General features: G+C 70.6%; 29 protein-coding genes. 14 read left to right on the top strand and 15 right to left on the bottom strand.

The features are described from left to right. The first annotated feature begins 4 nt into the window (after nucleotides 1-4). Nucleotides 5-913: a hypothetical protein gene (locus BLS99_RS25455; RefSeq protein WP_143034621.1), complete on the top strand. Its 909-nt coding sequence runs from the start codon at nucleotides 5-7 to the stop codon at nucleotides 911-913. A gap of 15 nt (nucleotides 914-928) precedes the next feature. Here the strand turns inward: BLS99_RS25455 and BLS99_RS00195 are convergent, their stop codons facing one another. From BLS99_RS00195 to BLS99_RS00180, 5 genes are all read right to left on the bottom strand, one after another. Beyond that, nucleotides 929-1288: a hypothetical protein gene (locus tag BLS99_RS00195; RefSeq protein ID WP_091041530.1), complete on the bottom strand. Its 360-nt coding sequence runs from the start codon at nucleotides 1286-1288 to the stop codon at nucleotides 929-931. 309 nt (nucleotides 1289-1597) lie between these two features. Then, nucleotides 1598-1930, bottom strand: coding sequence for a sigma factor (locus BLS99_RS00190; protein WP_091041526.1), 333 nt, complete (start codon nucleotides 1928-1930; stop codon nucleotides 1598-1600). A 240-nt stretch (nucleotides 1931-2170) separates the two neighbouring features. Further along, a complete protein-coding gene (locus tag BLS99_RS00185; RefSeq protein WP_091041522.1) occupies nucleotides 2171-3340 on the bottom strand; it encodes a YeiH family protein in 1170 nt (389 codons plus the stop codon). Then, complete coding sequence (locus BLS99_RS25915; protein ID WP_176953139.1) at nucleotides 3340-3504, bottom strand: hypothetical protein; 165 nt, start codon at nucleotides 3502-3504, stop codon at nucleotides 3340-3342. Before BLS99_RS25915 ends, BLS99_RS00185 begins: the two co-directional genes overlap by 1 nt. Before the next feature lie 245 nt (nucleotides 3505-3749). After that, complete coding sequence (locus BLS99_RS00180; RefSeq protein WP_091041518.1) at nucleotides 3750-4454, bottom strand: TetR/AcrR family transcriptional regulator; 705 nt, start codon at nucleotides 4452-4454, stop codon at nucleotides 3750-3752. A 108-nt stretch (nucleotides 4455-4562) separates the two neighbouring features. Between BLS99_RS00180 and BLS99_RS00175 the strand changes: the two genes are divergently transcribed. Continuing rightward, a complete protein-coding gene (locus BLS99_RS00175; protein WP_091041514.1) occupies nucleotides 4563-5246 on the top strand; it encodes an NAD(P)-dependent oxidoreductase in 684 nt (227 codons plus the stop codon). Nucleotides 5247-5369: 123 nt separating this feature from the next. Here BLS99_RS00175 and BLS99_RS00170 read toward each other — a convergent pair whose 3' ends face one another. Beyond that, on the bottom strand, nucleotides 5370-5684 hold the full coding sequence (locus tag BLS99_RS00170) for a putative quinol monooxygenase (RefSeq protein WP_091041511.1): 315 nt from the start codon (nucleotides 5682-5684) through the stop codon (nucleotides 5370-5372). A 103-nt stretch (nucleotides 5685-5787) separates the two neighbouring features. Between BLS99_RS00170 and BLS99_RS00165 the strand changes: the two genes are divergently transcribed. After that, nucleotides 5788-6306 (top strand): winged helix-turn-helix transcriptional regulator, encoded by a 519-nt coding sequence (locus tag BLS99_RS00165; RefSeq protein ID WP_091041507.1) that lies wholly within the window; start codon nucleotides 5788-5790, stop codon nucleotides 6304-6306. Between the two features lie 14 nt (nucleotides 6307-6320). Here the strand turns inward: BLS99_RS00165 and BLS99_RS00160 are convergent, their stop codons facing one another. The 3 genes from BLS99_RS00160 to BLS99_RS00150 all read right to left on the bottom strand — a co-directional run bounded on the left by BLS99_RS00160 (nucleotide 6321) and on the right by BLS99_RS00150 (nucleotide 8953). Continuing rightward, nucleotides 6321-7559 (bottom strand): beta-ketoacyl-[acyl-carrier-protein] synthase family protein, encoded by a 1239-nt coding sequence (locus tag BLS99_RS00160; protein WP_091041504.1) that lies wholly within the window; start codon nucleotides 7557-7559, stop codon nucleotides 6321-6323. Between the two features lie 102 nt (nucleotides 7560-7661). Then, a complete protein-coding gene (locus BLS99_RS00155) occupies nucleotides 7662-8006 on the bottom strand; it encodes a winged helix-turn-helix transcriptional regulator (RefSeq protein ID WP_218126123.1) in 345 nt (114 codons plus the stop codon). Nucleotides 8007-8134: 128 nt separating this feature from the next. Beyond that, nucleotides 8135-8953, bottom strand: coding sequence for an NAD(P)H-binding protein (locus BLS99_RS00150; RefSeq protein ID WP_091041497.1), 819 nt, complete (start codon nucleotides 8951-8953; stop codon nucleotides 8135-8137). Between the two features lie 103 nt (nucleotides 8954-9056). Here BLS99_RS00150 and BLS99_RS00145 point away from each other — a divergent pair, with 103 nt between their 5' ends. Beyond that, a complete protein-coding gene (locus tag BLS99_RS00145) occupies nucleotides 9057-10016 on the top strand; it encodes a helix-turn-helix transcriptional regulator (RefSeq protein WP_091041493.1) in 960 nt (319 codons plus the stop codon). 37 nt (nucleotides 10017-10053) lie between these two features. On the opposite strand, the gene BLS99_RS00140 is transcribed toward BLS99_RS00145, so the two are convergent. Next, nucleotides 10054-10608 (bottom strand): VOC family protein, encoded by a 555-nt coding sequence (locus BLS99_RS00140; RefSeq protein WP_091041489.1) that lies wholly within the window; start codon nucleotides 10606-10608, stop codon nucleotides 10054-10056. A 310-nt stretch (nucleotides 10609-10918) separates the two neighbouring features. Here BLS99_RS00140 and BLS99_RS00135 point away from each other — a divergent pair, with 310 nt between their 5' ends. The 5 genes from BLS99_RS00135 (at nucleotide 10919) to BLS99_RS00115 (ending at nucleotide 15793) form a co-directional block, all read left to right on the top strand. Continuing rightward, on the top strand, nucleotides 10919-11413 hold the full coding sequence (locus tag BLS99_RS00135) for a Chromate resistance protein ChrB (protein WP_091041486.1): 495 nt from the start codon (nucleotides 10919-10921) through the stop codon (nucleotides 11411-11413). Continuing rightward, on the top strand, nucleotides 11410-11841 hold the full coding sequence (locus tag BLS99_RS00130) for a chromate resistance protein ChrB domain-containing protein (protein WP_091041483.1): 432 nt from the start codon (nucleotides 11410-11412) through the stop codon (nucleotides 11839-11841). The genes BLS99_RS00135 and BLS99_RS00130 overlap by 4 nt, the downstream gene beginning before the upstream one ends. Nucleotides 11842-11862: 21 nt before the next feature. Then, entirely contained in the window at nucleotides 11863-13272 is a 1410-nt protein-coding gene (gene chrA / locus BLS99_RS00125) for a chromate efflux transporter (protein WP_091041480.1), read from the top strand. Between the two features lie 266 nt (nucleotides 13273-13538). Continuing rightward, nucleotides 13539-14252 carry a response regulator transcription factor gene (locus BLS99_RS00120; protein WP_091044615.1) on the top strand — a complete coding sequence of 238 codons (714 nt, stop codon included), beginning with the start codon at nucleotides 13539-13541 and terminating at the stop codon, nucleotides 14250-14252. Nucleotides 14253-14302: 50 nt separating this feature from the next. Further along, nucleotides 14303-15793, top strand: coding sequence for a sensor histidine kinase (locus BLS99_RS00115; protein WP_091041477.1), 1491 nt, complete (start codon nucleotides 14303-14305; stop codon nucleotides 15791-15793). A 54-nt stretch (nucleotides 15794-15847) separates the two neighbouring features. Here the strand turns inward: BLS99_RS00115 and BLS99_RS00110 are convergent, their stop codons facing one another. From BLS99_RS00110 to BLS99_RS00095, 4 genes are all read right to left on the bottom strand, one after another. Next, entirely contained in the window at nucleotides 15848-17467 is a 1620-nt protein-coding gene (locus BLS99_RS00110) for a CotH kinase family protein (RefSeq protein WP_091041474.1), read from the bottom strand. A gap of 2 nt (nucleotides 17468-17469) precedes the next feature. Continuing rightward, nucleotides 17470-18153: a DUF4956 domain-containing protein gene (locus BLS99_RS00105; RefSeq protein WP_091041470.1), complete on the bottom strand. Its 684-nt coding sequence runs from the start codon at nucleotides 18151-18153 to the stop codon at nucleotides 17470-17472. Between the two features lie 89 nt (nucleotides 18154-18242). Continuing rightward, nucleotides 18243-19094, bottom strand: a complete 852-nt coding sequence (locus BLS99_RS00100; RefSeq protein ID WP_091041467.1) for a polyphosphate polymerase domain-containing protein — start codon at nucleotides 19092-19094, stop codon at nucleotides 18243-18245. 136 nt (nucleotides 19095-19230) lie between these two features. Next, nucleotides 19231-19728: a MarR family winged helix-turn-helix transcriptional regulator gene (locus tag BLS99_RS00095; RefSeq protein WP_176953138.1), complete on the bottom strand. Its 498-nt coding sequence runs from the start codon at nucleotides 19726-19728 to the stop codon at nucleotides 19231-19233. 95 nt (nucleotides 19729-19823) lie between these two features. Between BLS99_RS00095 and BLS99_RS00090 the strand changes: the two genes are divergently transcribed. Beyond that, nucleotides 19824-20699 (top strand): alpha/beta fold hydrolase, encoded by an 876-nt coding sequence (locus tag BLS99_RS00090; protein ID WP_091041460.1) that lies wholly within the window; start codon nucleotides 19824-19826, stop codon nucleotides 20697-20699. A 243-nt stretch (nucleotides 20700-20942) separates the two neighbouring features. Then, nucleotides 20943-21788, top strand: coding sequence for an SDR family oxidoreductase (locus tag BLS99_RS00085; RefSeq protein WP_091041457.1), 846 nt, complete (start codon nucleotides 20943-20945; stop codon nucleotides 21786-21788). A 16-nt stretch (nucleotides 21789-21804) separates the two neighbouring features. Here the strand turns inward: BLS99_RS00085 and BLS99_RS00080 are convergent, their stop codons facing one another. After that, the gene (locus tag BLS99_RS00080; protein ID WP_091041453.1) at nucleotides 21805-22920 is read right to left on the bottom strand and encodes an FUSC family protein; all 1116 of its coding nucleotides are present in this window, start codon (nucleotides 22918-22920) and stop codon (nucleotides 21805-21807) included. A 101-nt stretch (nucleotides 22921-23021) separates the two neighbouring features. On the opposite strand from BLS99_RS00080, the gene BLS99_RS00075 reads away from it, so the two are divergent. From BLS99_RS00075 to BLS99_RS00065, 3 genes are all read left to right on the top strand, one after another. Continuing rightward, nucleotides 23022-23636 (top strand): flavodoxin family protein, encoded by a 615-nt coding sequence (locus BLS99_RS00075; protein WP_091044612.1) that lies wholly within the window; start codon nucleotides 23022-23024, stop codon nucleotides 23634-23636. A gap of 57 nt (nucleotides 23637-23693) precedes the next feature. Further along, entirely contained in the window at nucleotides 23694-24092 is a 399-nt protein-coding gene (locus tag BLS99_RS00070; RefSeq protein ID WP_091044609.1) for a hypothetical protein, read from the top strand. Between the two features lie 91 nt (nucleotides 24093-24183). Then, complete coding sequence (locus BLS99_RS00065) at nucleotides 24184-24858, top strand: DUF6766 family protein (protein WP_091041450.1); 675 nt, start codon at nucleotides 24184-24186, stop codon at nucleotides 24856-24858. Nucleotides 24859-25007: the final 149 nt, after the last annotated feature.

Genomic DNA, 25007 nt, shown 5'->3' with positions numbered 1-25007 from the left:
CCGCTTGAGCAAGGCACGGCAGGTTGGTGCGCCGATACTCTCTGACCTCGGCGAACCGATTCCAGAGACGCTCATCGAGCGATTCACGCTCTTGTCTGTGCTGGCTGCGGCGTCCCTACGTGACCCATCTGAATTCAAGCGGTTGCGACTTGACGACGAGCGCGCCGTGCACGAATTCCTCGAGACATCTGAAAGTAGAGTGATCGATCGACAAACAGCGATCCTCGACGCAGTCTTCGTCGAGGTGCCGGAGCGGGAAATCCAGGTTCTTCATCTTCCAGAGCAGACTCGCTTTGGGATTGAAGACCTCGCCTTCCTCGTGACGATGCCTCTCGGCGCCTGGCATACCGCACTGGCGGCAGCTGAACGGTTTGATGACAGTTTGAGGAGGCAGCTTGAAGCGAATGTGATAGTCGCGCCGCGGGTGGGTGACGAGGTTAGTGTCGGAGGCATCCAGGTCGCACGCCTCGGACCGCAGCCGTACTTTCCGACTTCCCCCGGTGTTGCGCATGCTTACGCAACAGCTGCAGGATTGCAAGTGGCGGAGATGGGCGCCGGCCAGCCCGCGACGGCGGTCCTTGGCAAACTCGTGCACCTCTCATGGATGTCCGTTCTTCACCGGCGACGGGCCCAGCAGTGGGGCGAGGCGACACCCTCTGTGCGTGATGAACTTGAGGCCGTCCAGCGCAGCATCATCGAGGGACAGTGGCACCCAAGGAAGGAATCTGTGCTCACGATCCTGTTCGACCAGGTCGAACAGGAAATGGAGTCTGCAGATTTTCCCGAGGTGACGCTTGTAGGTGCTCTCGCTGACATCCAAACAGTCAGAATGGATGACCCCGACTCAGATGAAGCCCGACTACTACAGATGATCGGTGCACTCTGGTCCGATGCGCCTGGCGGGGAGCGGTAGGCGGAGGCTCCGCAGTCATGCTCCTCGATGCTCGCGGAGGATGCGTTTGATGGTGCTGAGGCCGACGCCGTAGGTGCGGGCGAGTTCGGCCTTGGTGATGCCGGTGGTCGCGTGCATGGCGGCGATGGCGACGCGTTGTTCGGGGGTGAGGCGGTTGGCGGTGGCTTGGGGTCGGTTGGAGGATCCGTGGACGAGGCGTTTGATGGAAGTGGGGCTGATGCCGTACTTCGCGGCAAGGATCTTCTGGGTGGTGCCGGCGTTGAAGGCGGCGATCAGTTCGGCCCGCTCGGTGGGGGAGAAGCGTGTGCGGAGCGCTCGTGGCGGCGCTGGCGGGTAGGCGACGTCGGGCTGGTCGTCGGGGGAGTCGGGGGTCACGGGCCCGGTTTCGGGGCCGCGGGCGGGCCACGGGCCTTGGAGGCGTTCGAGTAGGCCCGTGAGCTGGGGGTTCAGGTTCAAATAAGCACGACTTAGGGCGACCATGTGATCTCTCAAGAGATCGGAAACAGGTCGAACCTGCAAAGGTTCGGCCTGTTTTGCTATGCAGGTTTGATGGGGCCTTCGGGACGGCCGGTGGGGGTGACCGACCCTGTTTTGTCGATGGTGTCGGTGCAGACGCGACCCGGAGCGACAAAAGCGCTCGGGTCCGCGGTCGCGCGGTGGCGGCGGGGTTCGCGTCTTGGGTGTTCAGGATTCGGTGTGGCAGCGGCGTCGGAGTTCGTCGGCGATGCGGGGCACGGCGTAGGCGAGGAAGTCGCCGCTGCGGGCCTGGGTGAAGCGGTCGACGGCGGCGTTCAGGGCGGCTGCGGCGATCTCGAGCAGCTGGTCCTGGGGCAGGCCGCGCCCGGTGAACCGGTAGGCGATGTGGTGGAGCAGCGGCACGGCGGCGATGACGACCTCCTCGCGCACCAGACCTGCGCGCGGGTCCCCGTCCGCCAGGCCCTGGAGCTGGGCGAGCAGGGGAGTGAACTCATCGGCCCTGGTGGGGGTCGACGGAACCGGGAGGTGCTGGACGAGCATGATCTGGCCTCTCTTGAAGGCGGCGACGTCGTCGACGACGGCGATCCAGGAGGTGAACGAGACTCCTGGAATCGAGTGATATCGATGTATACCGTCGCTGGAGGGCCCGCAAACACGCGCACGGGGTCACCGTGATCACTCCGGCCCCGGCATCGGTGGCGCGCCTGATGTGCTCGCGTCCAGGGGGCTGTCGTTTCCGGTCGGCGGGCCGGTCCTGGGAGTGGCCGGCCCGCCGCGGGGTCAGGCTTCGAAGCCGCGGAACAGGAGCGACGCGAGCAGCAGGGCCAAGGCCAGGTTGAACACGGCGGCGCCGCCGAAGACGGCGATGGGCTTCCATCCGGCCTCGCGCAGGCGCGTGAGGCGGAATTCGAGGCCGATGGAGACGAAGGCGAGGATGAGGAACCAGGTGCGCAGGTCGTTGACCACGCCGATGGTGTCGGCTCCGGCGTCGCCGACCTGGTTGAGGTAGATCGTGGCGACGACCGAGGCGAGGATGAAGCCGAGGACGAACTTCGGGAAGCGCGTCCACAGTGTGCCGAGGCCGGGGCGGGCCGAGCCGGGTGTGCGCTCGACTCGGTACGTGAAGTACGCGGTGAGGGCGACGGCCACGAGTCCCATGAGGACGTTCTGGGTGCTCTTGACGACCGCGGCGATCTGGAGGGCCTCCTCGCCGACGAGCGCGCCGGCGGCGGCGACCGCGGCGGTGGTGTCGATGTTGCCGCCGATCCAGGCGCCCGCCACGGGGGTGGACAGGTTGAGGACGTCGGCGAGCCACGGCAGCAGGAAGATCGAGGGCAGGGCGAAGAGGATGACGAGGCTCGCGGTGTAGGCGAGCTGCTCGCGGCGGGCGCGCACGGCGCCCGCGGCGGTGATGGCGGCGGAGACGCCGCAGATCGAGACGGCCGAGGACAGGAGCGCTCGCAGCTTCTCGTCGAGGCCGAGGCGTCCGGCCAGCCACCACGTGAACAGGAAGACGGTGGGGACCACGATGAGCGCCTGGGCGATCGCGGGACCCGCGGCGCGGGCGATGACGGACAGGTTGATGGAGGCGCCGAGGAGCACGAGGCCGGTCTTGATGAAGAACTCGGTGCGGAAGCCGTCGGCGACCTTGTCGCGCAGGCCGGTCAGGGTGATGACGAGGCCGCCGAGGAGGCCGAGGACGATCGCGTAGACGGGGTACTCGACGGCGGCGGCGACCTCGGCGAAGGCGGTGCCGGCGGCCCATTCGGGGACGTGCTGTTCGAGGAAGCGGGTGACCGCGCCCAGGATGAGCACGATGAGCACGCCGAGAGCGATGAAGCCCCAGGGTGCGCGGGTGGCGGGGGCGGTGTCGGTGAGGGCGGCCGTCTCGGAGGTCGCGGGGGCGGCGGGCTCCGCGGCGGCCTGGGCGTCGGCGTTCTCGGTGGCCATTAGGGGATCACTCCTTCGGGGATGGCGCCGATCAGGACGAGGGCGAGGAGGGCGAGGCCGACGACGACCGCGGCCCAGTCCTCGTTGAACGCGCGCGGACGGGGTTCGTCGGGGTCGGGCGTTGCGGTGGCGGGGGCATCGCCGGAGGGGGACTCACTGCTCATGGGGCACTTCCTCTCTTAAAGCAGAGTTCTCCTATAGGAATAGTGCATTCACCGATGTGCGTCAATACCCTGGGGCCGTCCGTGCGTGTGGCCGTGGTGTCGGCGATGCTGGTGGCCTTCAGGGTTCGCGAGGGGGCCTGGGCGGCATGGGGAATGCCGGCATCTGCCTCGCGGCACGGGAGCCGCGCAAACTCGACGTCCGTCGCTTGACGGCCACGAGCGTCGTCTTTCCCGTCTTCGGCGCCTTAGGTGTCGAGACCGAGGGAGCGGGTCAGGTCGCGGAGTTCGGCCCGGTAGAGCCGTGCGGGGTCCTTGGCCTGGGATCGCAAGTGGCCGTAGACCTCTAGGGCGACCAGTCCGTGCATCCGGCCCCAGACTCGCAGGGCGAGCGCGACTGCGGCGGGCGGGAGGTTCGGGAACTTCTCCTTGACCAGGGCGGCCAGGCCGGGGTCGAAGTCGTCCCAGTCGTAGTCGTCCTCGGGTCCTCGGTTCGGGAGCGGCCAGGCTGCGGCGACGAGGCCGGTCAGTCCGGCGCAGGCCCGTGACGCGGCCTCGGGGGCGGCGCCGCCTTCGGGGGCACGGTAGCCGCGGACCGGGTCGCCGTAGACGAGCCGGAACCCGGCGGGGTGGTCGACCGCCCACGACCTGAACGCCTCGCCCCATGCGAGCAGCCGCGCGGCGGGCGCGCCGGCCGGGTGCGCGTCGCGCGCTGCCTCCGTCCGGTCCACCAGGGAGGTGTACATGTCGCGGGTGAGCGCGGTGATGAGGTCGTCGCGGGTCGCGTAGTAGCTGTACAGCGCTCCGGCCGTCATCCGCATCCGGCGGGCGATGGCCCGGAGCGCGATCGCGTCCGGCCCGCCCTCGGCCAGGAGCACCAGCGCGACCCGCTTGATCTCGGCCGTGGTGTCGAGCCGGAGTTGTTCGCGCCGCGTCGGAGTCGTGTTCGTCACGTTGACAGCATACCCCGTGCGGAAACTAAGCTCCGTATAGAAACTACACGGCGTTCAATATCTGATCGTCGTTGAATATCGTTACGAGAGCGAGAACGGAGACCCGCAATGCACATCGGAGTATTCGGCGCCACAGGCGCCATCGGAGGTCAGATCGTCCTCGAAGCGGTGGAGCGCGGACACCAGGTCACCGCCTTCACCAGCGACCCGGCCCGCCTCGGACGGGACGGTGCATCGGTGCGCTGGGCCGTCGCCGACGTCCTCGACCCGGTGAGCATCGCCGATGCCATCGGCGGACTCGACGTCGTCGTCCTGGCGATCAACGCTGGACGGGGCATCTCCGACACCATCGCCAACGCCGACGTCCTCCCCAGGGCCGCAACGGCAATGGTGAAAGCGCTCGAAACGCACCCGGCGGTCCGGCTCATCGTCATGGGCGGCGCCGGAAGCCTGGAAGTGGCCCCCGGCCTGATGGTCGTCGACGCTGAGGGCTTCGCGGCGGGCCTGCCGGAAGCGCTCGGCGTGCCCGTGGAGTACGTGAACGCCATCAGGGCCGGTGTCGAGGCGCTGGCGGTCTACCGCACTTCGAACCGGCGGTGGACCTACATCAGCCCGTCGGCCGGCCTCATCCGGCCGGGAGAGCGGACCGGCCGCTTCCGCGTCGGCGGCGACCGGCTCCTGGTGCGTGAGGACGGCAGCAGTGACATCAGCCTCGAGGACTTGGCGATGGCCGCGGTCGACGAAGCCGAGACCGCGCGGCACGTCCAGCGCCGGTTCACTGTGGGCTACTGACCCGAACACTCCGGACCCGCGCGGACGGATTCGGTGGTGCTCGTCAGCGGGCATCGATTCGATGGCCGCTGACGTCTCGGGTTCGGAATATGCGCGCCGGCGACCGCGGGTGCGAAGACCGGACTACCGTGCCGTCTCGACTGCGGGCCGGGTGACGAGCCGGCCTTTCATGAGCCATTCCGGGCCCTGGGCGTAGGCGGTGGCCTCGGCGAAGAACGCCGCGAAGTGGGGGCCCGCGGCGTGGGCGTTGAGGGCGTCGAGGTCCCGATAGACCTCGTTGAGGTAGAAGCGGTTCGGGTCGGTTTCATCGGCGAGGACTTCGAAGCGGATGGAGCCGGGTTCGTCGGCGAGGGAGTCGCGGCCGGTCTTGAGCGCGGCTGCGACGAAGTCGTCGCGCCGGTCGGGCTCGACGGTGAAGGCGACGAGGAACTGGTACATGGCGGTGCCTTTCGCTCGAACTGGAAATCACTAGTTCAGTGACTGAACTGGTCCAGCGTAGCACGGTAGTTCAATCACTGAACTGCGCGAGTATGCTGGTGCCATGACACTGCCCAGCACCTACCGGGACCGGAACTGCTCGATCGCCCGCGCGCTCGAGGTCGTCGGCGAGCGGTGGACGCTCCTGATCGTCCGCGACGCCTTTTACGGGGTGCGCCGGTACGGCGACTTCGCGGTGCAGCTCGGGGTACCGCGGGCGGTGCTGACCGACCGTCTCAAGACCCTCGTCGCGGAAGGCGTCATGGAGCGGGGCAAGGACGAGCAGGGCGCCTTGGAGTACCGCCTCACCGGCAAGGGCCGCGAGCTGTGGCCGGTGCTGCGGGCCCTCATGGGCTGGGGCGACGCCTTCTACTCACCCCAGGGGCCGCGGAGGTCGTTCCGGCACGCGGCCGACGGCGGGCTCGTCGACGCCGGCGGGCGCTGCGCGGCGTGCGGTCGCGACGTACCGGCGCCGGACCTCCTGGTCGAGCCCGGTCCGGGGTTCGACGCGGGCGCGCCCGCCGAGGATCCGGTCTCGGCGCTCATCGACACGCCGCGCCCGCTGCTCGAACCGATCTCCTGAGCGAGGCTCGCGGTTCAGGCCGCGGGCGCGGGGCCGAAGACGACCGAGGCGTTGTGGCCGCCGAAGCCGAAGCTGTTGGAGATCACCGGGCCCGGGGTCCAGTCTCGCGGCGCGGTGACGATGTCGGCTTCGATGCCCTCGCCGGCGCGTTCGTGGCCGATCGTCGGCGGGAGGGTGCGGCCGGCGATGGTCAGAGCGACCGCGACGGCCTCGATGCCGCCCGCGGCGCCGAAGGAGTGCCCGGTGACGCCCTTGATGCTGGTGACCGGGGGCCGGTGCGCACCGAACAGCGCCGCCAGGGCCTGTGCTTCGGCGAGGTCGCCGGCCGGGGTCGAGGTGCCGTGGGCGTTGACGTGGGCGATGTCCCCGGGACGCAGGTCGGCGTCGTCGAGCGCTTCGGTCATGCAGCGCAGCGCGCCTGCCCCGTGCGGGGCCGGTGAGGTGATGTGGTGGGCGTCCGAGGACGAGCCCGCGCCGAGCACGGTCATGTAGACGCGGGCGCCGCGATCGAGCGCGGCCGCCAGCGGTTCGAGCACGAGGACGCCGGCGCTCTCGGAGGCGGCGAGCCCGTCGCGGCCGGTGTCGAAGGGCCGCGAGACGCCGGTCGGGCTGAGCGCGCGCATGTTGCGGAACCCGGCGATGCAGGTGGGGGTGAGGCTGTGGTCGGCGCCGCCGGTGACCACCAGGTCGGCGCGGCCTTCGGCGATGAGGCGGGCGCCGGCGGCGATCGCGTCGGTCGCGGAGGCGCATGCGGTCGTGATCGTCTGCGCGCTCCCGCGCAGGCCGTACCGCAGGCTCAAGGCCGCGGCGGGGGCGTTGGGCATGGTCATCGGCACGGTGAACGGAGAGACCAGGCGGTTCCCGCGCCGCTCGCGCACTCCCATCTGCGCCTCGAGGGTCGCCACGCCGCCGATGCCGGTGCCGAGGCTGACGGCGGTCCGTTCGGGATCGATCCCGGCCAGGAGCGCCGTACCGTCCGGGGTCGCGGGGCCGGCGTCGGGGTGCGCGAGCAGGCCCGCGTCCCGCAGCGCCTCGTCGGCGGCGGCAACGGCCATCTGCGAGACCCGGTCCAGGCGCTTGGCGTCCTTGAAGCCGAGCCACATGGACGGATCGAAGCCCTCGACCGACCGGACCGGCCGGTGCCGGGGGACCGCGAACAAGGCATCCCAGAACGCCCGGGCACCGATGCCGCCCGGTGCGAGGGCACCGATCCCGGTCACGGCGACGACGTGGTCGACCGTTCGCTGCTTCATGACGCTCCCCTTGGCCGAGCCGCAACCGACAAACAGAGTTCGATTATCGAACTCACTTGGAACTGTAGTGCCCGTGCGGCTCGGCGTCCACTGCGGGGCGGTCTACTCGCCCCCGGCGGGCCGGGCGTACTCCTCGCCCCACGACCGCAAGGCCCGCAGCACCGGGGTCAGCGCCAGCCCGGCCTCGGTGAGCAGGTACTCGAACCGAGGCGGGTGCTCGGAGTACGGACGCCGCTCGATGACGCCGGCGGCCTCGAGCTTCTTCAACCGCGCCGCGAGGATCTGCCTGGGCGCCCCGGTCCGCTCCTGGAAGTCGTTGAACCGCCGCGTCCCGTAACTGATCTCCCTGATCACCAGCAGCGACCAGCGGTCACCGATCACCTCGAGCGCGTCCGCGATCGCACACTCGCGCACCCCGGAATCACTCACCACCGCATCAGGCTCCACCCCACCAGCGTAAGCCGACGAACCAGCCCCGCGGCAAGTGCAGAGCCGCCATGACCGCTGCACGACTGGCTCCGCGGCGATCGGACACGGCCCCGCCTCTCGTGGCGGGGCGAGGCCGGTCGGGTTCCTCAGGCGCGGAAGTGGTCGGTGTGCTCGGCCGCCCATTGGGCGAAGGTGCGGGCCGGGTGCTTGGTGACGGCTTCGACGGTGTCGTGGACGTCGCCGGCCTGCGCGGGCGGGTTCGTCGCGAGCTGGATGCCGAACTCGACGTAGTCCTGCGGATAGCCGAACGCGCGCAGGCGCTCGCGCTCCTGGTCCTCGGTCAAGTGCACGTAGGCGATGTCGCGGCCGAGCGCTTCGGCGAGCAGGCGCACCCGATCCTGCGGGGTGAGCGCTTCGGGCCCGGTCAGGTGGTAGGTCCTACCCGCGTGCCCGTCCTCGGTCAGCGCCGTGGCGGCGACCGCGGCGATGTCCGCCTCGTGCACGACCGCGCTCGCGAACGTCGCCAGGGTGCTCACGGTGCCGCTGTCTTTGACCTCCGGGGCCCATTCGAGCGCGCCGGACATGAACTCGACGGGTGCGAGCAGCGTCCACCCGATCGCGGAGGCCCGCAACGCCGCCTCGACCGAGGTCGGTGCCCACCCGCTGAGCACCGACACCCGCCCCACTCCCGACTCGGCGGCCAGGGCGACGAGCTCGTGCCCGTTGGACAGGTCCGCGCCGTCGTCGCCGCCGAAGGTGATCAGATGCGCGGCCGTCGCGCCCGCGAATGCCGCGCGCAGGCTCGCGGCATCGGTCAGGTCGCCCTCGACGACCTCCACGTCCGGTGCGAACCGGGCCCGCGAGGCGTCGCGTGTCAGCGCCCGCACCCGGTGCCCCGCACCGGACAGCTGCTCCACGAGATGGCGTCCGACCGTGCCGGTCGCCCCGGTGACGAGAATGGTCATGATGCTCCTTGCGTCGACGGAAACCGGTCCGGTAGGGCCGGTCCGGCCAGCGTAGAAGCGAACCAGGACCGTTCCTGTCCTCGTTGTACGGCAGAATCGGATCATGTCCGACTCGACCGGCCGCGCGCTCGCGCTGCTGAACCTGCTCCAGGCCCACCGGCACTGGTCCGCGCCCGAACTGTCCGGGCGCCTGGGCGTCACGGTCAGGACCGTGCGCCGCGACGTCGAGCGCCTGCGCGACCTCGGCTACCGCATCGACTCCACTACAGGCGCCCACGGCGGCTACCGCCTCGAAGCGGGCGCGTCGATGCCGCCGCTGCTGCTGTCCGATGAGGAGGCCGTCACCATCGCCGTCGGCCTGCGCCTGGTCGCCGCCGGGCGCCTGCGGCGCGGCGCCGAGTCCGCGCTGTCGGTCCTGGCCAAGCTCGAACAGGTCCTCCCTCCTCGACTGCGCCGCCGCGTGAGCGCCCTCGCCCCCGCGCTGCGGCACTCGCCGGGGACCGGCGGGGTCGCCACCGAGGTGCTCACCGACCTTGCGCTGGCATGCCGCGACCGCGAACGCGTACGCCTGGCGTACACGCCTGCGGGAGGTGAGAGGCAGGAGCGGCGCGTCGAGCCGCACGCGCTCGTCCCGGCCGCCGGGCACTGGTACCTGGTGTGCTGGGACCTCCATCGCGCCGACTGGCGGACCTTCCGCGTCGACCGCGTGGGGGAGGTCGAGCACCTGCGTGTCGGCTTCGCGCCCCGGGAGCTGCCGCCCGAGCGGGTCGACGCGCTCGTCACCGTCTCCCGCACTTGGGGCCCGCGCTCCCGGGACGCGGTCGCGGTCGTCGACATGCCGCTCGCCGAGTTCACCGCGGAGTTCGGTGAGTGGGCCCAGGGTGCGCAGGCCGACGGCCCCGAGCGCACGCGCTGGCCGGTCGGCGGCGAAAGCGCTCGCGACATCGCCTACGGCCTGTCCTGGCTCCCGGCCGGTACCTCATACCGGGTCGAGATCGCCGAGGGCGACCGCGCCGAGCTCCGGGAGTCGCTGCAGCGCATGCTCGCGGCACTGGACCGGTGACCCGAGGGGGTGACGGTCCAGTGCCGCGAGCCGGTCGTCAGGCGGTACGCGGGTCGGTGAGGCCGCGCATCGCCTCGTTCAGGCTGGTGTTGATGTACTCCAGTTCGGGCGTGGTGAAGCTGCTCCAGTCCGCGGCCTCATCGCCGTCGGCCTGCCACTCGCCCTCGCCCGCCGCGTCGGCCGACCAGTCCTGTACGGCCTCGGGTGCGTGCTGGTAGACCCACCACAGGTTCGCCGCGGGGTCCTGGAACCGGGCGAGGGTGTCGCCGAAGAAGTCGGTCGGCCGGGTGAGCACGCGCCCGCCGAGCTTCTCGGCGCGGTCGAGCACCGCCGCGACGTCGTCGACGTAGATGCGGGTGAGCGCGGGCGTGAACGGCCAGTCGGGCTTGCGGTCGGCCACGGTGAGCAGCGAGTCGCCGATGCGCAGCTCGGCGTGGAGGATGAGCCCGTCGGTGTCCAGGGTGCGGGCCTCGGGGACGTCCTCGGCCCCGAACACCTCGATCAGGAACGCGATCAGCGCGGCGGCGCCCTCGGCCACGATGAACGGGTTCACCGTGTTCGAGCCGGCCGGGACAGGAGGCGTTGCGGTCATTGCTGGTCCTTTCTCACGGAACATGACACCGCGATGATCATGCCGAACCAGGACCGATTCCGTCCGCGTTCAACGATTTACGCCGACCCGGGCGGTGGCCAGAGCGCCTTGGCGAGTGCCAGGGTCTCGGAGAAGAGGACCGGCCCGCGGACCGCCGCGCCGATCGCGCGGATGCCGGCCCTTGAGACCGACCCGCCTCGTGGCCGACCTGCGCCGACGGCGGCGATCCCGTGGAGCTCGAGCCGGGTCGCGAACCGAGGGTTCGCAGCCCACGCTTGATGTAACCATGGTTTCATGCAACCATGGTTACATGAGTGTTGGCGAGTCTTCATCGGGCGAGTGGGTGCTGCTGTCGTACCGGATGCCGCGGGAGCCGTCGAGTCCGCGGATCGCGTTGTGGCGCAAGCTCAAGCGGCTCGGGGTCGCGCAGATCTCCGATGGGCTGGTCGCGTTGCCGGCCGATGCCAGGACCCGGGAGCATCTGGAGTGGATCGCCGACGAAGCCGTCCAAGGCGGCGGGTCGGCGGCGATCTGGATCGCCCGGCCCGCCGCGGCCGCGCAGGAGCGCGAGCTCGCCTCAGGCATGGCCGAGGCCCGGGCCGCGGAGTACCGAGCGGTCCTCGGGGCGGCCGCGGCCGCCGTCGAGCTGCCCGAGGCCGAGCGGGCCGCCGTGGCGCGGCGGCTGCGGTCCGAACTCCGGCGCATCAACCGCCGCGACTACTTCCCGCCGTCCGAGCGCGAGCAGGCGCGCCTCGCGGTCGCCGGCCTCCAGGACACCAGCGCGGCCGAGGCGGTGGAGTCGTGAAGTGGGCGACGCGCGCGGGCATTCACATCGACCGGGCCGCGTGCATCTGGCTCATCCGCCGGGCCGTCGACCCCGACGCCGAGTTCGTGTTCGTCGCCGACCCCGCCGACGTCCCCGAGGAGGCGACGCCGTTCGACATGCGCGGCGTCGACCTGGGCCACCAGGGCGGCGACTGCACGTTCGAGACCATCCTGCGCCGCTACGAGTTGACCGACCCGGTGCTGTGGCGCCTCGCCCAGACCGTCCACGAAGCCGACCTCGACGACGAGCGGTTCGACGTCCCGGAAGCCCACGGCATCGACATCGCCTTGCGCGCCCTGTCCATGGTCGGCGACGACGAGCAGACCGTCGCCCTCACCGCTCCCCTGTTCGACGGCCTCTACGAGTACTACCGGCGCGCCACCCTCCTCGGCCGCGAACCCGCCTGAGACGCGAAGGACCCCTTGCCCATGAGCACCGAAGCCGACCGCACCGGCCCCGCCGCCGTACCGGACCCGCCCGTCGTCCCAGGCGACGCCGTCCCGTTCCGGACCGCACTCCGCGCCTGGTTCCTGATCTCGCTCCAGACCTTCGGCGGCCCGGCCGGGCAGATCGCCGTCATGCAGCGCACCCTCGTCGACGAGCGCCGCTGGATCGGCCAGCAGCGGTTCCTCCACGCCCTCAACTACTGCATGCTCCTGCCCGGCCCCGAAGCCCAGCAGCTCGCCATCTACGTCGGCTGGCTCCTCAACGGCGTTCGGGGCGGCTTGGCTGCCGGCATCCTGTTCGTCATCCCCGGCATGCTCGCTCTGCTCATCCTCTCGATCGTCTACGTCGCCTTCGGCGACACCACGATCGTCACCGCCCTCTTCGCCGGGCTCGCGCCCGCCGTGGTCGCGATCGTCGCCCAAGCCGTCCACCGCGTCGGCACGCGCGCCCTGTCCCACCCGCTGCTGATCGCACTCGCAGCGACCGCCTTCATCGCGTTGGCGCTGTTCGGTATCCCGTTCCCGATCGTCATCGCCGCGGCCGCTCTCGCCGGATGGGCGATCGGGCGCTGGAAGCCCGGCGTGCTGAAGCACGGCGGCCACGGCAAGGCCGACGACGGCCCGGCCCCGCTCATCGCCGATGACGTCCTCCACCACGACGCCCCCAGCGCCAAGCGCGCGATCCGCATCATCGCCGTCGGCCTGATCCTCTGGGCCGCACCGGTGATCGCGGTCGCACTGTGGACGGGCACCGGCTCGGTGTTCACCGCCCAGGGGCTGTTCTTCTCCGGCACCGCCGTGGTCACCTTCGGCGGCGCCTACGCCGTCCTCGCCTACGTCGCCCAACGGGCCGTCGAGCACTACGCGTGGCTCTCGGCCACCGACATGGTCAAAGGCATGGCCCTGGCCGAGACCACGCCGGGGCCGCTCATCATGGTCGTCCAGTTCGTCGCCTTCCTCGGCGCCTACCACCATCCCGGCGATCTCAACCCCTGGGCCGCAGGCGTCCTCGGCGCACTCCTCACCACGTGGGTGACGTTCGTGCCCTGCTTCCTGTTCATCTTCCTCGGCGCCCCCTACATCGAGCGACTCCGCGACAACCGGAAGCTCTCGGCGGCCCTCACCGGCATCACCGCCGCCGTGGTCGGCGTCATCGCGAACCTCGCCCTCTTCTTCGCCCTCAACACCCTCTTCACCGACAGCCGGGACGTCGACGCCGGACCGCTCCACTTCACCCTCCCCGAACTCGCCTCCCTCCAGCCCGTCGCGCTCACGATCACCGTCGTCGCCCTGGTCCTGGTGTTCGTCCTGAAGTGGCCGGTCCTGCGCGTGCTCGGCGTCTGCGCCGGCCTGGGACTCGCCGCCGGGCTCGGGGGTCTGCCCGTCTCCTGATCCTGAAGGCCCGCGAGTACCAGAAGCGGCTCGGAACCCGCTCGAAGGCGCGTGGGAGCCGCATCATTGAGCGATCTTTGAGTTGGGACTGAGGCCGCATTCAGTCACCGGTGCCACGATCAGGTCATGCACCAGTCCAGCGCCCTGCCGAACCGGCACGATCCTGCCGCCACGAGCGAGTCGTCACCTCCGTCGCGCGACCCGAACCGCGCGAGGGAGGGACGATGACCGACGCCAACTCCGGCTCCGCGGCCGCCGTCACCGGGATGTACGGAGGTGCGGATCAGGCCGCCGCGAAGTCGCGGATCCTCGTCGTCGACGACGAGGAGAACATCGGGGCGCTCCTGTCGGCGACCCTGCGCCTGACCGGTTTCGACGTCGTGGTCGCCACCGACGCCGCCGAGTGCTTCCGTGCCGCCGAGTCGTTTCGCCCCGACCTGGTCGTCCTCGACGTGATGCTGCCGGACCTGGACGGCTTCGAGGTCGCCAAGCGGCTCCACGCGGACCTCCCGGAGCTGCCGGTCCTGTTCCTCACCGCCCGCCACTCGGTGCGCGACCGGGTCGCCGGACTGACCGTCGGCGCCGACGACTACGTCACCAAGCCGTTCGACCTCGAAGAGGTCATCCTCCGGGTCCAGGCGATCCTGCGGCGTTCGAAGATCGCCGTGCCGCGGGACGAGCAGGTGCTGCGGTACGCCGATCTCGAACTCGACGAGGCACTGCACGAAGTGCGCCGGGCGAAGCGGCCCGTCCAGCTCTCGCCGACGGAGTTCCGCCTGCTCCACTACCTGATGGTCAACGCGGGGAAGGTCGTCAGCAAGGACCAGATCCTCGACCGCGTCTGGGGTTACGACTTCGGCGGCAACGGGCGCATCGTCGAGTCCTACGTGTACTACCTGCGCAGGAAGATCGACGCGGGCGGAGCGCCGCTCATCCAGACGATCCGCGGCTTCGGCTACGCGCTGCGGCTCCCGCGGTGAGGAAGCCGCCGCTTCCCCGGCGCTGGCGGTTCTGGACGATCCGCTCCCGCATGACCGTCACGATCGTCGGCATCTGCGGGCTGGCGCTCGCACTCGCCATGCTGACGGCCACCGCGCTCCTGCAGAACGTCCTGACCCAGCGCATCGACGACCAGCTCCGGGGAGCGGCGGAGCTCAGCGGCGAGATGCCCTTGCCGCGCACGCCGCCGGACGAGTCCTTCCCGCTGAGCGCGAGAGCGGCCGACATGCCCGACAACCCGCGCGTCTACGCGTACGACGCCGCGGGGGAGTACCAGTACGCGATCGGCGAGGCCCGGACCGAGTCGGAGCCCGCCGCCCTGACCGACCTCGGTGACCTGGCGGAGCGAGCGGCGTCTGGCGAGTCGCGCACCGTGACCGACGACGACGGGCACGCGTGGCGGGTCCTGGTGGTCACCGCTCCGGACGACAGCGGCTTCGCCGTCCTCGCGCTCTCCGCCGACCAGGTCGAGGCCGCCACCGAGAGCCTGCTGCTCATCGGCGGCGCCGTCACGCTCGCCATCCTCGGACTCCTCGCCTGCGGCGCCTTCTGGGTGGTCAGAGCCGGCCTGCGCCCCCTGGACCGCATGGAGTCCACGGCCGCGGCGATCGCCGACGGGCGGCTCGCCGAGCGGGTGGCCGACTGCGACCCGCACACCGAGACCGGCCGGCTGGGCCTGGCGCTGAACACCATGCTCACCCGCATCCAGTCCGCGCTCGACGCCAGCACCGCGTCCGAGGGGCGCCTGCGCCAGTTCCTCGCCGACGCCTCGCACGAACTGCGCACACCGCTGACGTCCATCAAGGGCTTCGCGCAGCTGTACCACCGCGGCGGGGTGCCGATCGGCCCCGTCCTGGACGAGACCATCGGCAGGATCGAAGCCGAGGCCCGCCGCATGGGGCTGCTGCTGGACGACCTCATGCTCCTGGCGGCCCTCGACCGCGAACGGCCGCTCCAGTTCGGACAGGTCGACCTGCTCGGCATCGCGGCCGACGTCATCGGCGCCGCGCATCTGCGCGAACCGGACCGGTTCATCGCCCTCGAGCCGCTCATCGGCGGTGACGACGAGTTCCTCGACGCGGTCGAGCTTCAAGGCGACGAGCCCCGGTTGCGCCAGGTCGTCACCAACCTCGTTGCGAACGCGTTGCGGCACACGCCTTCTGGAAGCGACATCACCGTCCGGATCGGCCGCGGACCCGAGCCGGATACGCCGTGGCTCGCGCAGATCGGGGATTCCCCGTCCTTCCCCGCCGCCGTCATCGAAGTGGCCGACACCGGACCGGGTGTCGCGCCCGAGCACGCGGAGGCGATCTTCGAGCGACTCTTCCGCCTCGACCAGGGCCGTGCACGGCGCCGCGGTACCGACGAAGGCGGCTCCGGCCTCGGCCTGTCCATTGTGGTGGCGATCGTGACCGCCCACGGCGGTTGCGTGCGGTTGTCGGCCACTCCGGGCGGCGGCGCCACGTTCCAAGTGCTGCTGCCCGATTCGTCAGCGGCCCGTGACCTCGCGCCGCACGTGTGAGGCACGCGATCGCGTGGGCGGTGCCGAGGCCGGCACCGCCCACGCGGCCTTCGGTCATTCACCCGTGGCGGAGGCGCTGAGCTCCCCTTCCAGGAACTCGGTGCGCTCCTGAATGACCGCCCGCAGCGCCTCGGCGTCCTCCCCGACGTCGCCGCCGTTGAGCTCGGCCGCCCGCTGCGCGGTCTCGAGCGCTTCGATCGCGGCGCCGGAGGCGTACAAGCGCTCGTACAGGTCGCGGTAGGCGGACATGTACTCGTCGCCGAACAACTCGATGAAGCGCGACTTGAAGTCCGAGGCTCCCGAACCCATGCCGAACCCGCCGCCGTCCATGCCCTCGGGCATCTCACCGCCGCCGGGGAACTCCATGCCTTCGGGCATCTCCATTCCTTCGGGCATCTCCATGCCCTCAGGGAATCCGCCTCCCTCGCCGTCACCGCCGCCGCCGAAACCGCCGATCGAGGCGGTCTCATCGGGCGCCAGGGTCGCGTTGTTCAACGTCAGGTCCAGGTCCCAGGTGATGACGCTGAGCAGGCCCGTGTCGAAGTCGTACCAGAGGTAGTAGTTGCTGCCGGCCCCGGCCATGTCGTCGCCGTTGGTGATCAGGTTCTGCAGAGCCGTGTAGTTTGCGAACGAGTCCACGTCCACCCACTGGCCCAGCTCGGTGGTGAAGGTCGCGTCGTCGGCGTCCTCAAGCCATTGCAGGAAGTCCACGATGTACTGCAGCTCATCGGATCCCTCCATGTTGACCTGCTTGAAGTCGTCCTCGTAGTCCTCAGGGTCGGTGCCCTGGTAGGACAGGTCGCCTCCGGCGCGCGCCTTGTAGAGCACCCCGGCCTCGGCCCCGTACTCCTCGGTGGCCCACGTGGTGTCCATGGCGTCGACGACCCGGCGGGTGACCGCCTCGGAGCCGTTGACCGACATGGTCGAGTACGTGTAGTCGTAGCTCGCCTCGCCGCTGTCGCCCACCATGCCGATCGCGGTGGCCTCGGCCAGGGACGACGAGCCCATGCCGGAGTCGACCCGGAAGGTGATCTGCTGGTTGCCCTGGTAGACCTGGCCGTCGATGAACTTGGAGAAGTCGACCAGCCACGGCAGGTTCTCGGGCTCGTCGAAGCTGAGCGAGGACATCCCGCCCATGCCGCCACCCCCGCCGGGGAACTCCATGCCGCCTTCGGGCATCTCACCCCCGCCGGGGAACTCCATGCCCTCCGGCATCTCCATTCCTTCAGGCATTTCCATGCCCTCGGGCATCTCCCTCCCGCCTTCGGCGCCGCCGGTGTCGATGCCGCCGCCGAGGCTCGCGAGTGTGGAGTTGCCCTTCAGGCGGATGCCGACGTCGCTGATGGTGGTGCCGTCGATGGTGATGTCGGCCTTGATCCACTCCTTCTCTCCCGAGTCCTGGAAGGTCGCCACCATGTCCTGGTAGTCGGCCTCGTCATACTCCAGCGAGATCTCATGGGCCGCCGAGGTGTCGAAGAGGTCGACGGTGCCCTCGACGTCCCAGTTCACCGTGAAGCCCTCGTTGTCGTCGGAGTAGGCCAGGGCCGAGACCCGGACCGTGCCGATGACGAGGGCGAGCGCGAGCACCAGTCCCACTGAGCCGGCGATGAGCCGCCAGTAGTGGCGCAGGCTCACCGGCAGGCGGTGGCGGAGTCTCCGGCCCTGGGCGCGCACGGCTACAGGTCCGTCTGGTCGTAGCCGGTCAGCACCGTCACCTGCTGGCCCTGGATGACCTCGCGCAGGGAGGCGAGCAGGTCGGCGGCGCTCGTGCCCTTCTTGAGCTTGACCGTGTAGGTCATCTCCGTCAGCGCACCGCCCCTGATCGTCTCGATGCTGACCTGCTCGTACTCGTCGGTGTGGCGGATGAGCACGTCGTCGATCTCGCCGGAGAGGTCCTCGTGCGCCGGGACCTGCGCCTTGACGACCTGGCGCTGCACGGCGTGGTGGAACCAGTTGAACCGGTGCATGATCAGCAGCGCCAGGCAGATGACGACGGTGGCGATGACCGCGAGGGTGTAGAACCTGGTGCCGCAGGCCATGCCCACGCCCATCACCAGGAAGATGTACCCGACGTCGCGGGTCTCCTTGAGCGCGTTGCGGAACCGGATGATCGACAGGGCGCCTACGAGCGCGAAGGCCCGGGCCACGTTCGAGCCGATGATGAGCATGATCATCGCGATGATGACGCCCATGACGATCATGGTCTGCACATAGGACTGGCTGTATGAGACGTTGCGGTGCGTCTTGCGGTACACGATGCCGATGACGCAGCTGAGCACGAACGACAACGACAGCGACAGTGCGATGTCCAGGTAGCTGAACTCGCCAGTGCTGTCGTTGAGGGTGTTCAGGAAATCCATTGAAGCGTTTCGCTTTCCGTTGACTGGGGCACGCCGGCCCCGGGGAGGACCACCGGTCCCGCCCGGCTGCGGGCGGTCCGGGGCGCTGACTAGTGGACGGGTGCGGCGACCGCGTTGTGCTCGGGTTTGGAGTGCACGTCGTGGTCCTCCTCGACCGGGACGTGGAACACCGAGCGGGGGGCGAGGCCGTGCGCCTCGACGCTCTGGCAGTACTTGGAGACCCGCACGACCTCCATGCCCAGGCGCGCGGCCGTGTCGGTGACCCAGTACGGGACCCGCTCGTTGGCCTTGACCTCCACGACCGCCTTCTGCGGCGGGATGATGAGGCGGTTCTCGACCTCGGCGCCGAGGTGGAAGTCGCGGTCGCGCCCGCGCACCCGGTGGTCGATCGTCACCCGCAGCCCCAGGTCCGCGTCGGAGCCCAGGTACGCCTCTCGGTTGTACGCGGTGATCGCGGTGGGACGCAGGCCGTGTCGATCGACCAGGCCCATGACCTCTTCGAGGAACGGCCGCTGCTCGGGGAGGTGGTCGATGAGGACGCCGTCGTTGCACAGGCGCCGGGCCAGCAGGTACGGCACCTTGACGCGCCGCTTCTGCGTGACCCGGTTGACGCGCTGCTTGATCTCCACGTAGACCGGGGATTCGTCGGTCAGCTCGTGGCGTTCACCGTAGTTGCGGATCCGCAGTTTGCGCCGGAAGTGGAGCCCTTCGATCTTCTCCCAGTAGTAGCGCAGGGATTGCGAATCGTAGTAGAGGCTGCAGACGGGATACCCGCCCTTGACCGAGTAGGGATCGGCCTCCATGCGCGCACGCAGCGCCTCTCGCAGCCGCGGGACGTCCTCATAGGAGAGCAGGTACTTGATCTCGAACCGGTTGAACGAGTGCAGCGCACTCGCGGTGCGCCGCAGATGGCCGGCGTCAGGTCCGTCGGCTTGACTCATGGTGCTCCTTCACGCTTGGGAACACCAGTAGTTAAGTTTCGGCAGGTTCAAGTGAACTCGCAGTGAACTCAAAATCACGTCAAAATATCGGTCGTACCGTGACCGGCCAGGGTCGGAGGAGCGTCGGATGCGGGGCTCAGGCGCTCGGCGTGTCCGGTTCTGTGCGCGGGCGGGTCTCGGCACCGGAGGCGCGGTGGTCGTCGATCGACTCGGCGATGGCGGTGAGCTCGTCGAGCTGGCGTTCGGTCAGCGCGTCGGTGAAGTGGCGTTCGACGGCGTCGCGGTGCGCCACGGCGGCCGTGCGCAGGAGGCTCGTGCCGGCGTCGGTGAAGACCACGTCGTCGCCCCGGCCGTCCAGGTCGCAGGGCTCGCGGCCGATGAGGCCGCGCCGCTGCATCCGGCCGAGCTGGCGCGACAGCCGACTGTGCGCCCACCCCATCCGGTCGGCCAGGGCGCTCACCCGGATGCACTGGTCCTCGGTGGACTCCATCGCCGCGAGCACCTCGTACTCGGGCAGGGAGAGGTCGCATTCGCGCTCGAGGTCGCGGGCGACCGCGGCGTCGAGGATCTGGCGCATCCGGCGATAGCGCGCCCAGGCGACCGAGGCTCGGCGCGGCCGGTCGGTGTCGGTCATCCTCCGAGCATAGGCCCGTTGTTGACATGTAACCAACATCGGGATACGGTCATCTTCGTTACACGTAACGAAGATTTCGAGAAGGGTCCGCAGCCATGTCCTCCGACGAGAAGCTCCTCACCGCCAACGGCGTCGAACTGTGCACCGAGACGTTCGGCGAGCCCGGCGACCCGGCCGTCCTGCTCATCCACGGCGCCGCCCACTCCATGGTCAACTGGCCCGAGGCGCTGTGCCGGCGCCTCGCCGACGGCCCGCGGTTCGTCATCCGCTACGACGGCCGCGACACCGGACGCTCCACCACGAGCGAGGCCGGCGCCCCCGCCTACACCCTCCGCGACCTGGTCGACGACGCTGCCGGCCTCATCGACGCACTCGGACTCGCGGCCGTGCACGTCGTCGGCATGTCCCAGGGCGCGGCCGTCGGGCAGCTCCTGGCACTCGATCACCCGCAGCGCGTCGCGACCCTCACCCTCGCCTCCGGCACCCCGGGCGGCCCCGGCCACCACCACCCGGACCTGCCGGCCCCGGCCCCCGAGATCCAGGCGCTGTTCGAAGCGGAGCCCGCACCGGTGGACTGGTCGGACCGCGCCGCCGCCGTCGACGCCATCGTCGAAGGCGAGCGCCCCTACGCCGCCCGGACCGCCCCGTTCGACGAGGCCGCGGTCCGCGAGTCGGCCGCGCTCACCTTCGACCGCGCCGCCGACCTCGCCGCGCAGATGACCAACCCGTTCCTGCTGGACGCCGGCGAGCCCTGGCGCGACCGGCTGCCTCACATCAGTGCACCGACCCTGGTGCTCCACGGGACCGAGGACCCCATGTTCCCCTTCGGCCACGGCGAGGCGCTGGCCGATGCGATCCCCGGCGCCCGCCTGCTCCCGATGGAGCGGACCGGCCACGAGATCGCCCCGCCGCGGGTCTGGGACGAGGTCGTCGCCGCCGTCCTCGCCCACACCGCCGACCGGACCGCCTGAGGCCGCGCCGCCCGGGCGCCTGTTCGACCGGCCCTTCCCGGCGAGCCAATGGAGACTGGTGAGCCAGAAGCGCTGCGAACTCGGCGCCATCGCCGTGGTTTACGACCGGGTCCGCCGAGCACCGGCAACAGGGCGCCTCCGGCGGAGGCGCCCCGTCCCGCAATGAGTACGCCCACCAGGCGCGGGTACCCGCCGGCCACAAGGCCCCGCGAGGGGCCGCAGGCGACGGAGGGGGACGGTGCGATGGGCAAGCCCGAGCAGCGGCAGGAGCCGCCCGGACGGACCGACGAGATGCGGCCGCGGCCGCGCGACGCGATGGAGGGCTACGAGGGCAGCGGCCTCCTCGCGGGCCGCAAGGCGCTCATCACCGGCGGGGACTCCGGTATCGGGCGGGCCGTCGCGGTCGCGTTCGCGAAGGAGGGCGCCGACGTGGCGATCGCGTACCTCTCCGAGGACGACGACGCCCGGCGCACGGCCGAGCTGGTCGAGGCCGAGGACCGCAAGTGCGCGCTGCTCCCGGGCGACCTCGGGTCGGCCGAGCAGTGCCAGAAGGCCGTCGACGGGACGGTCGAAGCGCTGGGCGGCATCGACCTGCTGGTCAACAACATCGCGACCCAGACCCCGGTCGAGCGGCCCGAGGAGATCACCGACGCGCAGTGGCTGCGGACCTTCGAGGTGAACGTGACCAGCTACTTCCGGGTGACCGCGGCGGCGCTCGCGCACCTGGGCGACGGCGACTCGATCGTCAACACCGCGTCGGTGAACGGCCTGCGCGGCAACAAGACCCTCATCGACTACTCCGCGACCAAGGGCGCGGTCATCGCCTGGACCTACTCGATGGCGCAGGCGCTCGCCGAGCGCGGCATCCGCGTCAACTGCGTCGCGCCCGGACCGGTGTGGACGCCGCTCATCCCCTCCACGCTCCCCGAGGAGCACGTGGCGAAGTTCGGCGAGCACACGCCGATGGGCCGGGCCGCCGATCCCGACGAGATCGCGCCCTCGTACGTGTTCTTCGCGTCGAACCGCCTGTCCTCGTTCTACAGCGGCGAAGTGCTCGCCCCGCTCGGCGGCGAGACCATGCCCGGATAGGGGCTGGTACGCGGGCTCAGCGGGTGATCGCGAGGACGAGTCGGCGCATGGCCATCAGCAGGGCGCCCTGCGTCTCGGTCTCGGGGCGGTCGTCGCAGTCGGGGTCGGCCCGGCGCTCCAGCACGTCCAGCGCCGCGGTCAGGTCGGTGCCGTCATCGCCCGGGTCGTCCTCGCGCGAGAGCAGCGCGGTGATGCGCCGCTCGGTGGCGTCGGCCGCGGCGTCGAGCACGTCAGCGCACGCGGGCCGGAATCCGGGGTCGAGCGAGAGGTCCGGCATCCGGTCGCTGCGGGTGTCCTCGACGAGGTCGGCGAGGGCGCGCGTGGCACGGGCGATCCGCCGGACGAGATCCAGCGCCTCCGCGTCGTCGGACACCGAATCCTGCACGCGGGCTTCGCCCTTGCGCGGATTGAGCCGCAGGCCGTCGCGAGCGTGCTGGAGCGCCTCCCCGGTCGCGGCGACGTCGTCTTCCAACCGTCGCGCTCGCGCCGACCAGTCCACGGCGCCGGCTTCGGTCTCGCGAAGCCGTGCGGCGAGGTCGCGCAGCAGTGCAGCCGCGTCCCTTGCGTTGCGGCGCGCGCGGGCCGCGACGGTCAGGACCCGGAACGGGGGCGCCAGCAGCAGGTTGACGCCCATCCCGACCCCTGCGCCCAGGACGGTCTCGGTGAGGCGGTACAGCACGAACGGTCCCTCCACGGTGTCGAGCGCGACCATGAACAGTGCGGTGAAGGGCACGTTGAGACCCTGGTCGTCCAGGCGCGGCCAGGTGCTCGCGAGAAAGGCCACAGGCACCGCTACAGCGAGCGCGAGCTCCTTGCCGGGCATGAGGGCGACCGCGGCGACCGCGATGAGGACGCCGAGGACCACGGCGGCGACCTGGCGCAGCCCGGTCAGCACCGACCAGTGCACCGTCGGGCGCACCATGCACAGCGCGACCCACGGTGCCAGGTAGGGCTGGGGGAGGTGCAGGACGTGCGCGGCGAGGAACCAGGCGAGCACGGCCGCGATCCCGGCCTTCAGCGCCTGGACCGCCGTCTCCTGGGCCCACGATCCGCGGCGGGGGACGTCGCGCGCGAAACCCCACGCCCCGCGCAGATCCCGCTCCAAGCCGCCGCGCACCGAAAACCGCACCATGGTCGGCTCGTACCCCGGCGGGCCCCGCTTCACCCATCCGCTCGCAGTCCGGCATCGAGTCCTGTCCGAATGATGCCGGCATTTCCGGGTAACGCATGCCCATGCATCACGAATTGAAGGCGCTCGCGCTCACCTGCACGCTCAAGCCCTCGCCCGCGCCGTCCAGCAGTGACCTGATCGCAAGCCAGGTCCTCGGCGAGCTGCGCGGCCACGGCGTCGGCGGCGACTCGATCCGGGTCGTCGACTTCGACGTCCGGCCCGGCGTCGAGACGGACATGGGCGACGGCGACCAGTGGCCGGCAATCCGCGCACGGGTCTTGGAGGCGGACATCCTGCTGCTGTCCACCCCGACCTGGCTCGGCCACCCCTCCAGCATCGCGCAGCGAGTGCTCGAACGCCTCGACGCCGAGCTCTCCGAGACCGACGACGAGGGCCGGCCGTCGATGTACGGGAAGGTCGCCGCGGTGGCCGTGGTCGGCAACGAGGACGGCGCGCACAAGATCGTCGCCGACTGCTTCCAGGCGCTCGACGACATCGGCTTCACCGTCCCGGCCCAGGGCTGCACCTACTGGAACTCCGAGGCGATGAAGCCCAAGGACTACAACGACCTCGACGAGATCCCCGAGGCCGTCGCCGCAACGAACAAGGCGCTCGCGGCCAACGCCGCCCACCTCGCCCGCGTCCTCAAGCACGACCCTTACCCGCCCCGGAAGTGACGTTTTCGGTGCGTTCGCCATGCCGGAGGAGACCTGGGAAGCGAGGATGAAGCGGTGATGCGTCGATGGGGCGGTTTGGCCTGCGCGCTGGCGGTCTGCGGTGGAGCGGTCGCCGGGTGCGGTGCAGGGCAGCGCGGGGACGCCGCCGCGGCCGCTGCGGAGGCGTTCGTGTCGGCGCTGCGGGAGGGCGACGGCGCGGCCGCCTGCGCGGCGCTCGCGACCGAGACCGCCCAGGGCCTGGCCGCGTCGGAAGGCGCGCCCTGCGAGGAGGCGATCGGCGCGCTCGGCCTGCCCGACGCGGCCCCGAGCGCGGTGGACGTGTGGAGCGACAGGGCGCAGGTGCGCACTCGCGACGACGTCCTGTTCCTCGCCGAATTCGAGGACGGCTGGAAGGTCGTGGCCGCCGGATGCCGCCCGCAGGGCGAGCGGCCCTACGAGTGCGAGGTGGGCGCGTGAAGCGCACGATGTTCACCGCGTACCTGGCGTTCACGCTCATCGGGCTCGCCTACCTCATCGTCGTCGGTCTGCTGCGGCTGTGAGGAGAGGAATGAAGCGAGCACTGCGCGACAACGGCCTGAGCATCGGCTTCGGGCTGCTGTTCCTCGCCGCCCTGATCGGTCAGGCGTTCGCCGGGCAGGCGGCCTACAACGACCGGCAGCTCGCCGACGCCGGTGCGCAGGTGACCTTGGTGCAGTACGTGACGTCGAGCGACTTCGCCGTGGACGTCGCCGAGAACTGGCAGTCGGAGTACCTCCAATTCTTCCTGTACGTGTTCGCCACGGTCTGGCTCGTGCAGCGCGGCTCACCCGAGTCGAAGCGGGTCGAGGAGACCGGAACCGAGCCCGATCGGGAGCAGAAGGTCGGGCGGTTCGCCACCGCGGACTCGCCCGCCTGGGCGCGGGCGGGCGGCTGGCGCACCGCCGTGTTCTCGCGATCCCTCGGCGCCGTCATGGGCGTCCTGTTCGGCCTGTCCTGGCTCGCGCAGTCGATCGCCGGCCGCAGCGCCAACAATGCCGAACGGCTCGCCCAGCTCCAAGACCCGCTCACGTGGCTCGGCTACGTCGGCAGCGCCGACTTCTGGAACCGCACCCTCCAGAACTGGCAGTCCGAGTTCCTGGCGATCGGCTCGATCGCCGTCATCAGCGTCTACCTGCGCCAGCGCGGCTCACCCGAGTCCAAGCCCGTGGGCGAGTCCCACGACACGACCGAGACCTCCGGGTGAGCGAGGAGCGCCCGCAGCCTCCACACCGGGACTGCGGGCGCTGCCGTGTACGCCGGTCAAGCGCCCGGCGAGGAGCGCCTCGCCCTCCTCGGCGCCCTTCCGGCCCGCGGCCTGCGCCCGTTGGAAGCACGCGGCCAGTGAGTGCGGAG

The organism is Glycomyces sambucus, assembly GCF_900102815.1.
GTDB lineage: Bacteria > Actinomycetota > Actinomycetes > Mycobacteriales > Micromonosporaceae > Glycomyces > Glycomyces sambucus.
The sequence above is the reverse complement of the archived record's forward strand: the minus strand, read 5'-3'. Positions and strand labels throughout refer to the sequence as shown.

What these genes read in the sequence shown, in the direction of transcription:
- BLS99_RS00190 (WP_091041526.1), bottom strand. Translation starts at nt 1,930, where the DNA reads ATGCTCGTCCAGCACCTCCCGGTTCCGTCGACCCCCACCAGGGCCGAT.
- BLS99_RS00185 (WP_091041522.1), bottom strand. Translation starts at nt 3,340, where the DNA reads ATGGCCACCGAGAACGCCGACGCCCAGGCCGCCGCGGAGCCCGCCGCC.
- BLS99_RS25915 (WP_176953139.1), bottom strand. Translation starts at nt 3,504, where the DNA reads ATGAGCAGTGAGTCCCCCTCCGGCGATGCCCCCGCCACCGCAACGCCC.
- BLS99_RS00175 (WP_091041514.1), top strand. Translation starts at nt 4,563, where the DNA reads ATGCACATCGGAGTATTCGGCGCCACAGGCGCCATCGGAGGTCAGATC.
- BLS99_RS00170 (WP_091041511.1), bottom strand. Translation starts at nt 5,684, where the DNA reads ATGTACCAGTTCCTCGTCGCCTTCACCGTCGAGCCCGACCGGCGCGAC.
- BLS99_RS00165 (WP_091041507.1), top strand. Translation starts at nt 5,788, where the DNA reads ATGACACTGCCCAGCACCTACCGGGACCGGAACTGCTCGATCGCCCGC.
- BLS99_RS00160 (WP_091041504.1), bottom strand. Translation starts at nt 7,559, where the DNA reads ATGAAGCAGCGAACGGTCGACCACGTCGTCGCCGTGACCGGGATCGGT.
- BLS99_RS00150 (WP_091041497.1), bottom strand. Translation starts at nt 8,953, where the DNA reads ATGACCATTCTCGTCACCGGGGCGACCGGCACGGTCGGACGCCATCTC.
- BLS99_RS00145 (WP_091041493.1), top strand. Translation starts at nt 9,057, where the DNA reads ATGTCCGACTCGACCGGCCGCGCGCTCGCGCTGCTGAACCTGCTCCAG.
- BLS99_RS00140 (WP_091041489.1), bottom strand. Translation starts at nt 10,608, where the DNA reads ATGACCGCAACGCCTCCTGTCCCGGCCGGCTCGAACACGGTGAACCCG.
- BLS99_RS00135 (WP_091041486.1), top strand. Translation starts at nt 10,919, where the DNA reads ATGAGTGTTGGCGAGTCTTCATCGGGCGAGTGGGTGCTGCTGTCGTAC.
- chrA (WP_091041480.1), top strand. Translation starts at nt 11,863, where the DNA reads ATGAGCACCGAAGCCGACCGCACCGGCCCCGCCGCCGTACCGGACCCG.
- BLS99_RS00120 (WP_091044615.1), top strand. Translation starts at nt 13,539, where the DNA reads ATGTACGGAGGTGCGGATCAGGCCGCCGCGAAGTCGCGGATCCTCGTC.
- BLS99_RS00115 (WP_091041477.1), top strand. Translation starts at nt 14,303, where the DNA reads ATGACCGTCACGATCGTCGGCATCTGCGGGCTGGCGCTCGCACTCGCC.
- BLS99_RS00105 (WP_091041470.1), bottom strand. Translation starts at nt 18,153, where the DNA reads ATGGATTTCCTGAACACCCTCAACGACAGCACTGGCGAGTTCAGCTAC.
- BLS99_RS00100 (WP_091041467.1), bottom strand. Translation starts at nt 19,094, where the DNA reads ATGAGTCAAGCCGACGGACCTGACGCCGGCCATCTGCGGCGCACCGCG.
- BLS99_RS00095 (WP_176953138.1), bottom strand. Translation starts at nt 19,728, where the DNA reads ATGACCGACACCGACCGGCCGCGCCGAGCCTCGGTCGCCTGGGCGCGC.
- BLS99_RS00090 (WP_091041460.1), top strand. Translation starts at nt 19,824, where the DNA reads ATGTCCTCCGACGAGAAGCTCCTCACCGCCAACGGCGTCGAACTGTGC.
- BLS99_RS00085 (WP_091041457.1), top strand. Translation starts at nt 20,943, where the DNA reads ATGGGCAAGCCCGAGCAGCGGCAGGAGCCGCCCGGACGGACCGACGAG.
- BLS99_RS00080 (WP_091041453.1), bottom strand. Translation starts at nt 22,920, where the DNA reads ATGGTGCGGTTTTCGGTGCGCGGCGGCTTGGAGCGGGATCTGCGCGGG.
- BLS99_RS00075 (WP_091044612.1), top strand. Translation starts at nt 23,022, where the DNA reads ATGCATCACGAATTGAAGGCGCTCGCGCTCACCTGCACGCTCAAGCCC.
- BLS99_RS00070 (WP_091044609.1), top strand. Translation starts at nt 23,694, where the DNA reads ATGCGTCGATGGGGCGGTTTGGCCTGCGCGCTGGCGGTCTGCGGTGGA.
- BLS99_RS00065 (WP_091041450.1), top strand. Translation starts at nt 24,184, where the DNA reads ATGAAGCGAGCACTGCGCGACAACGGCCTGAGCATCGGCTTCGGGCTG.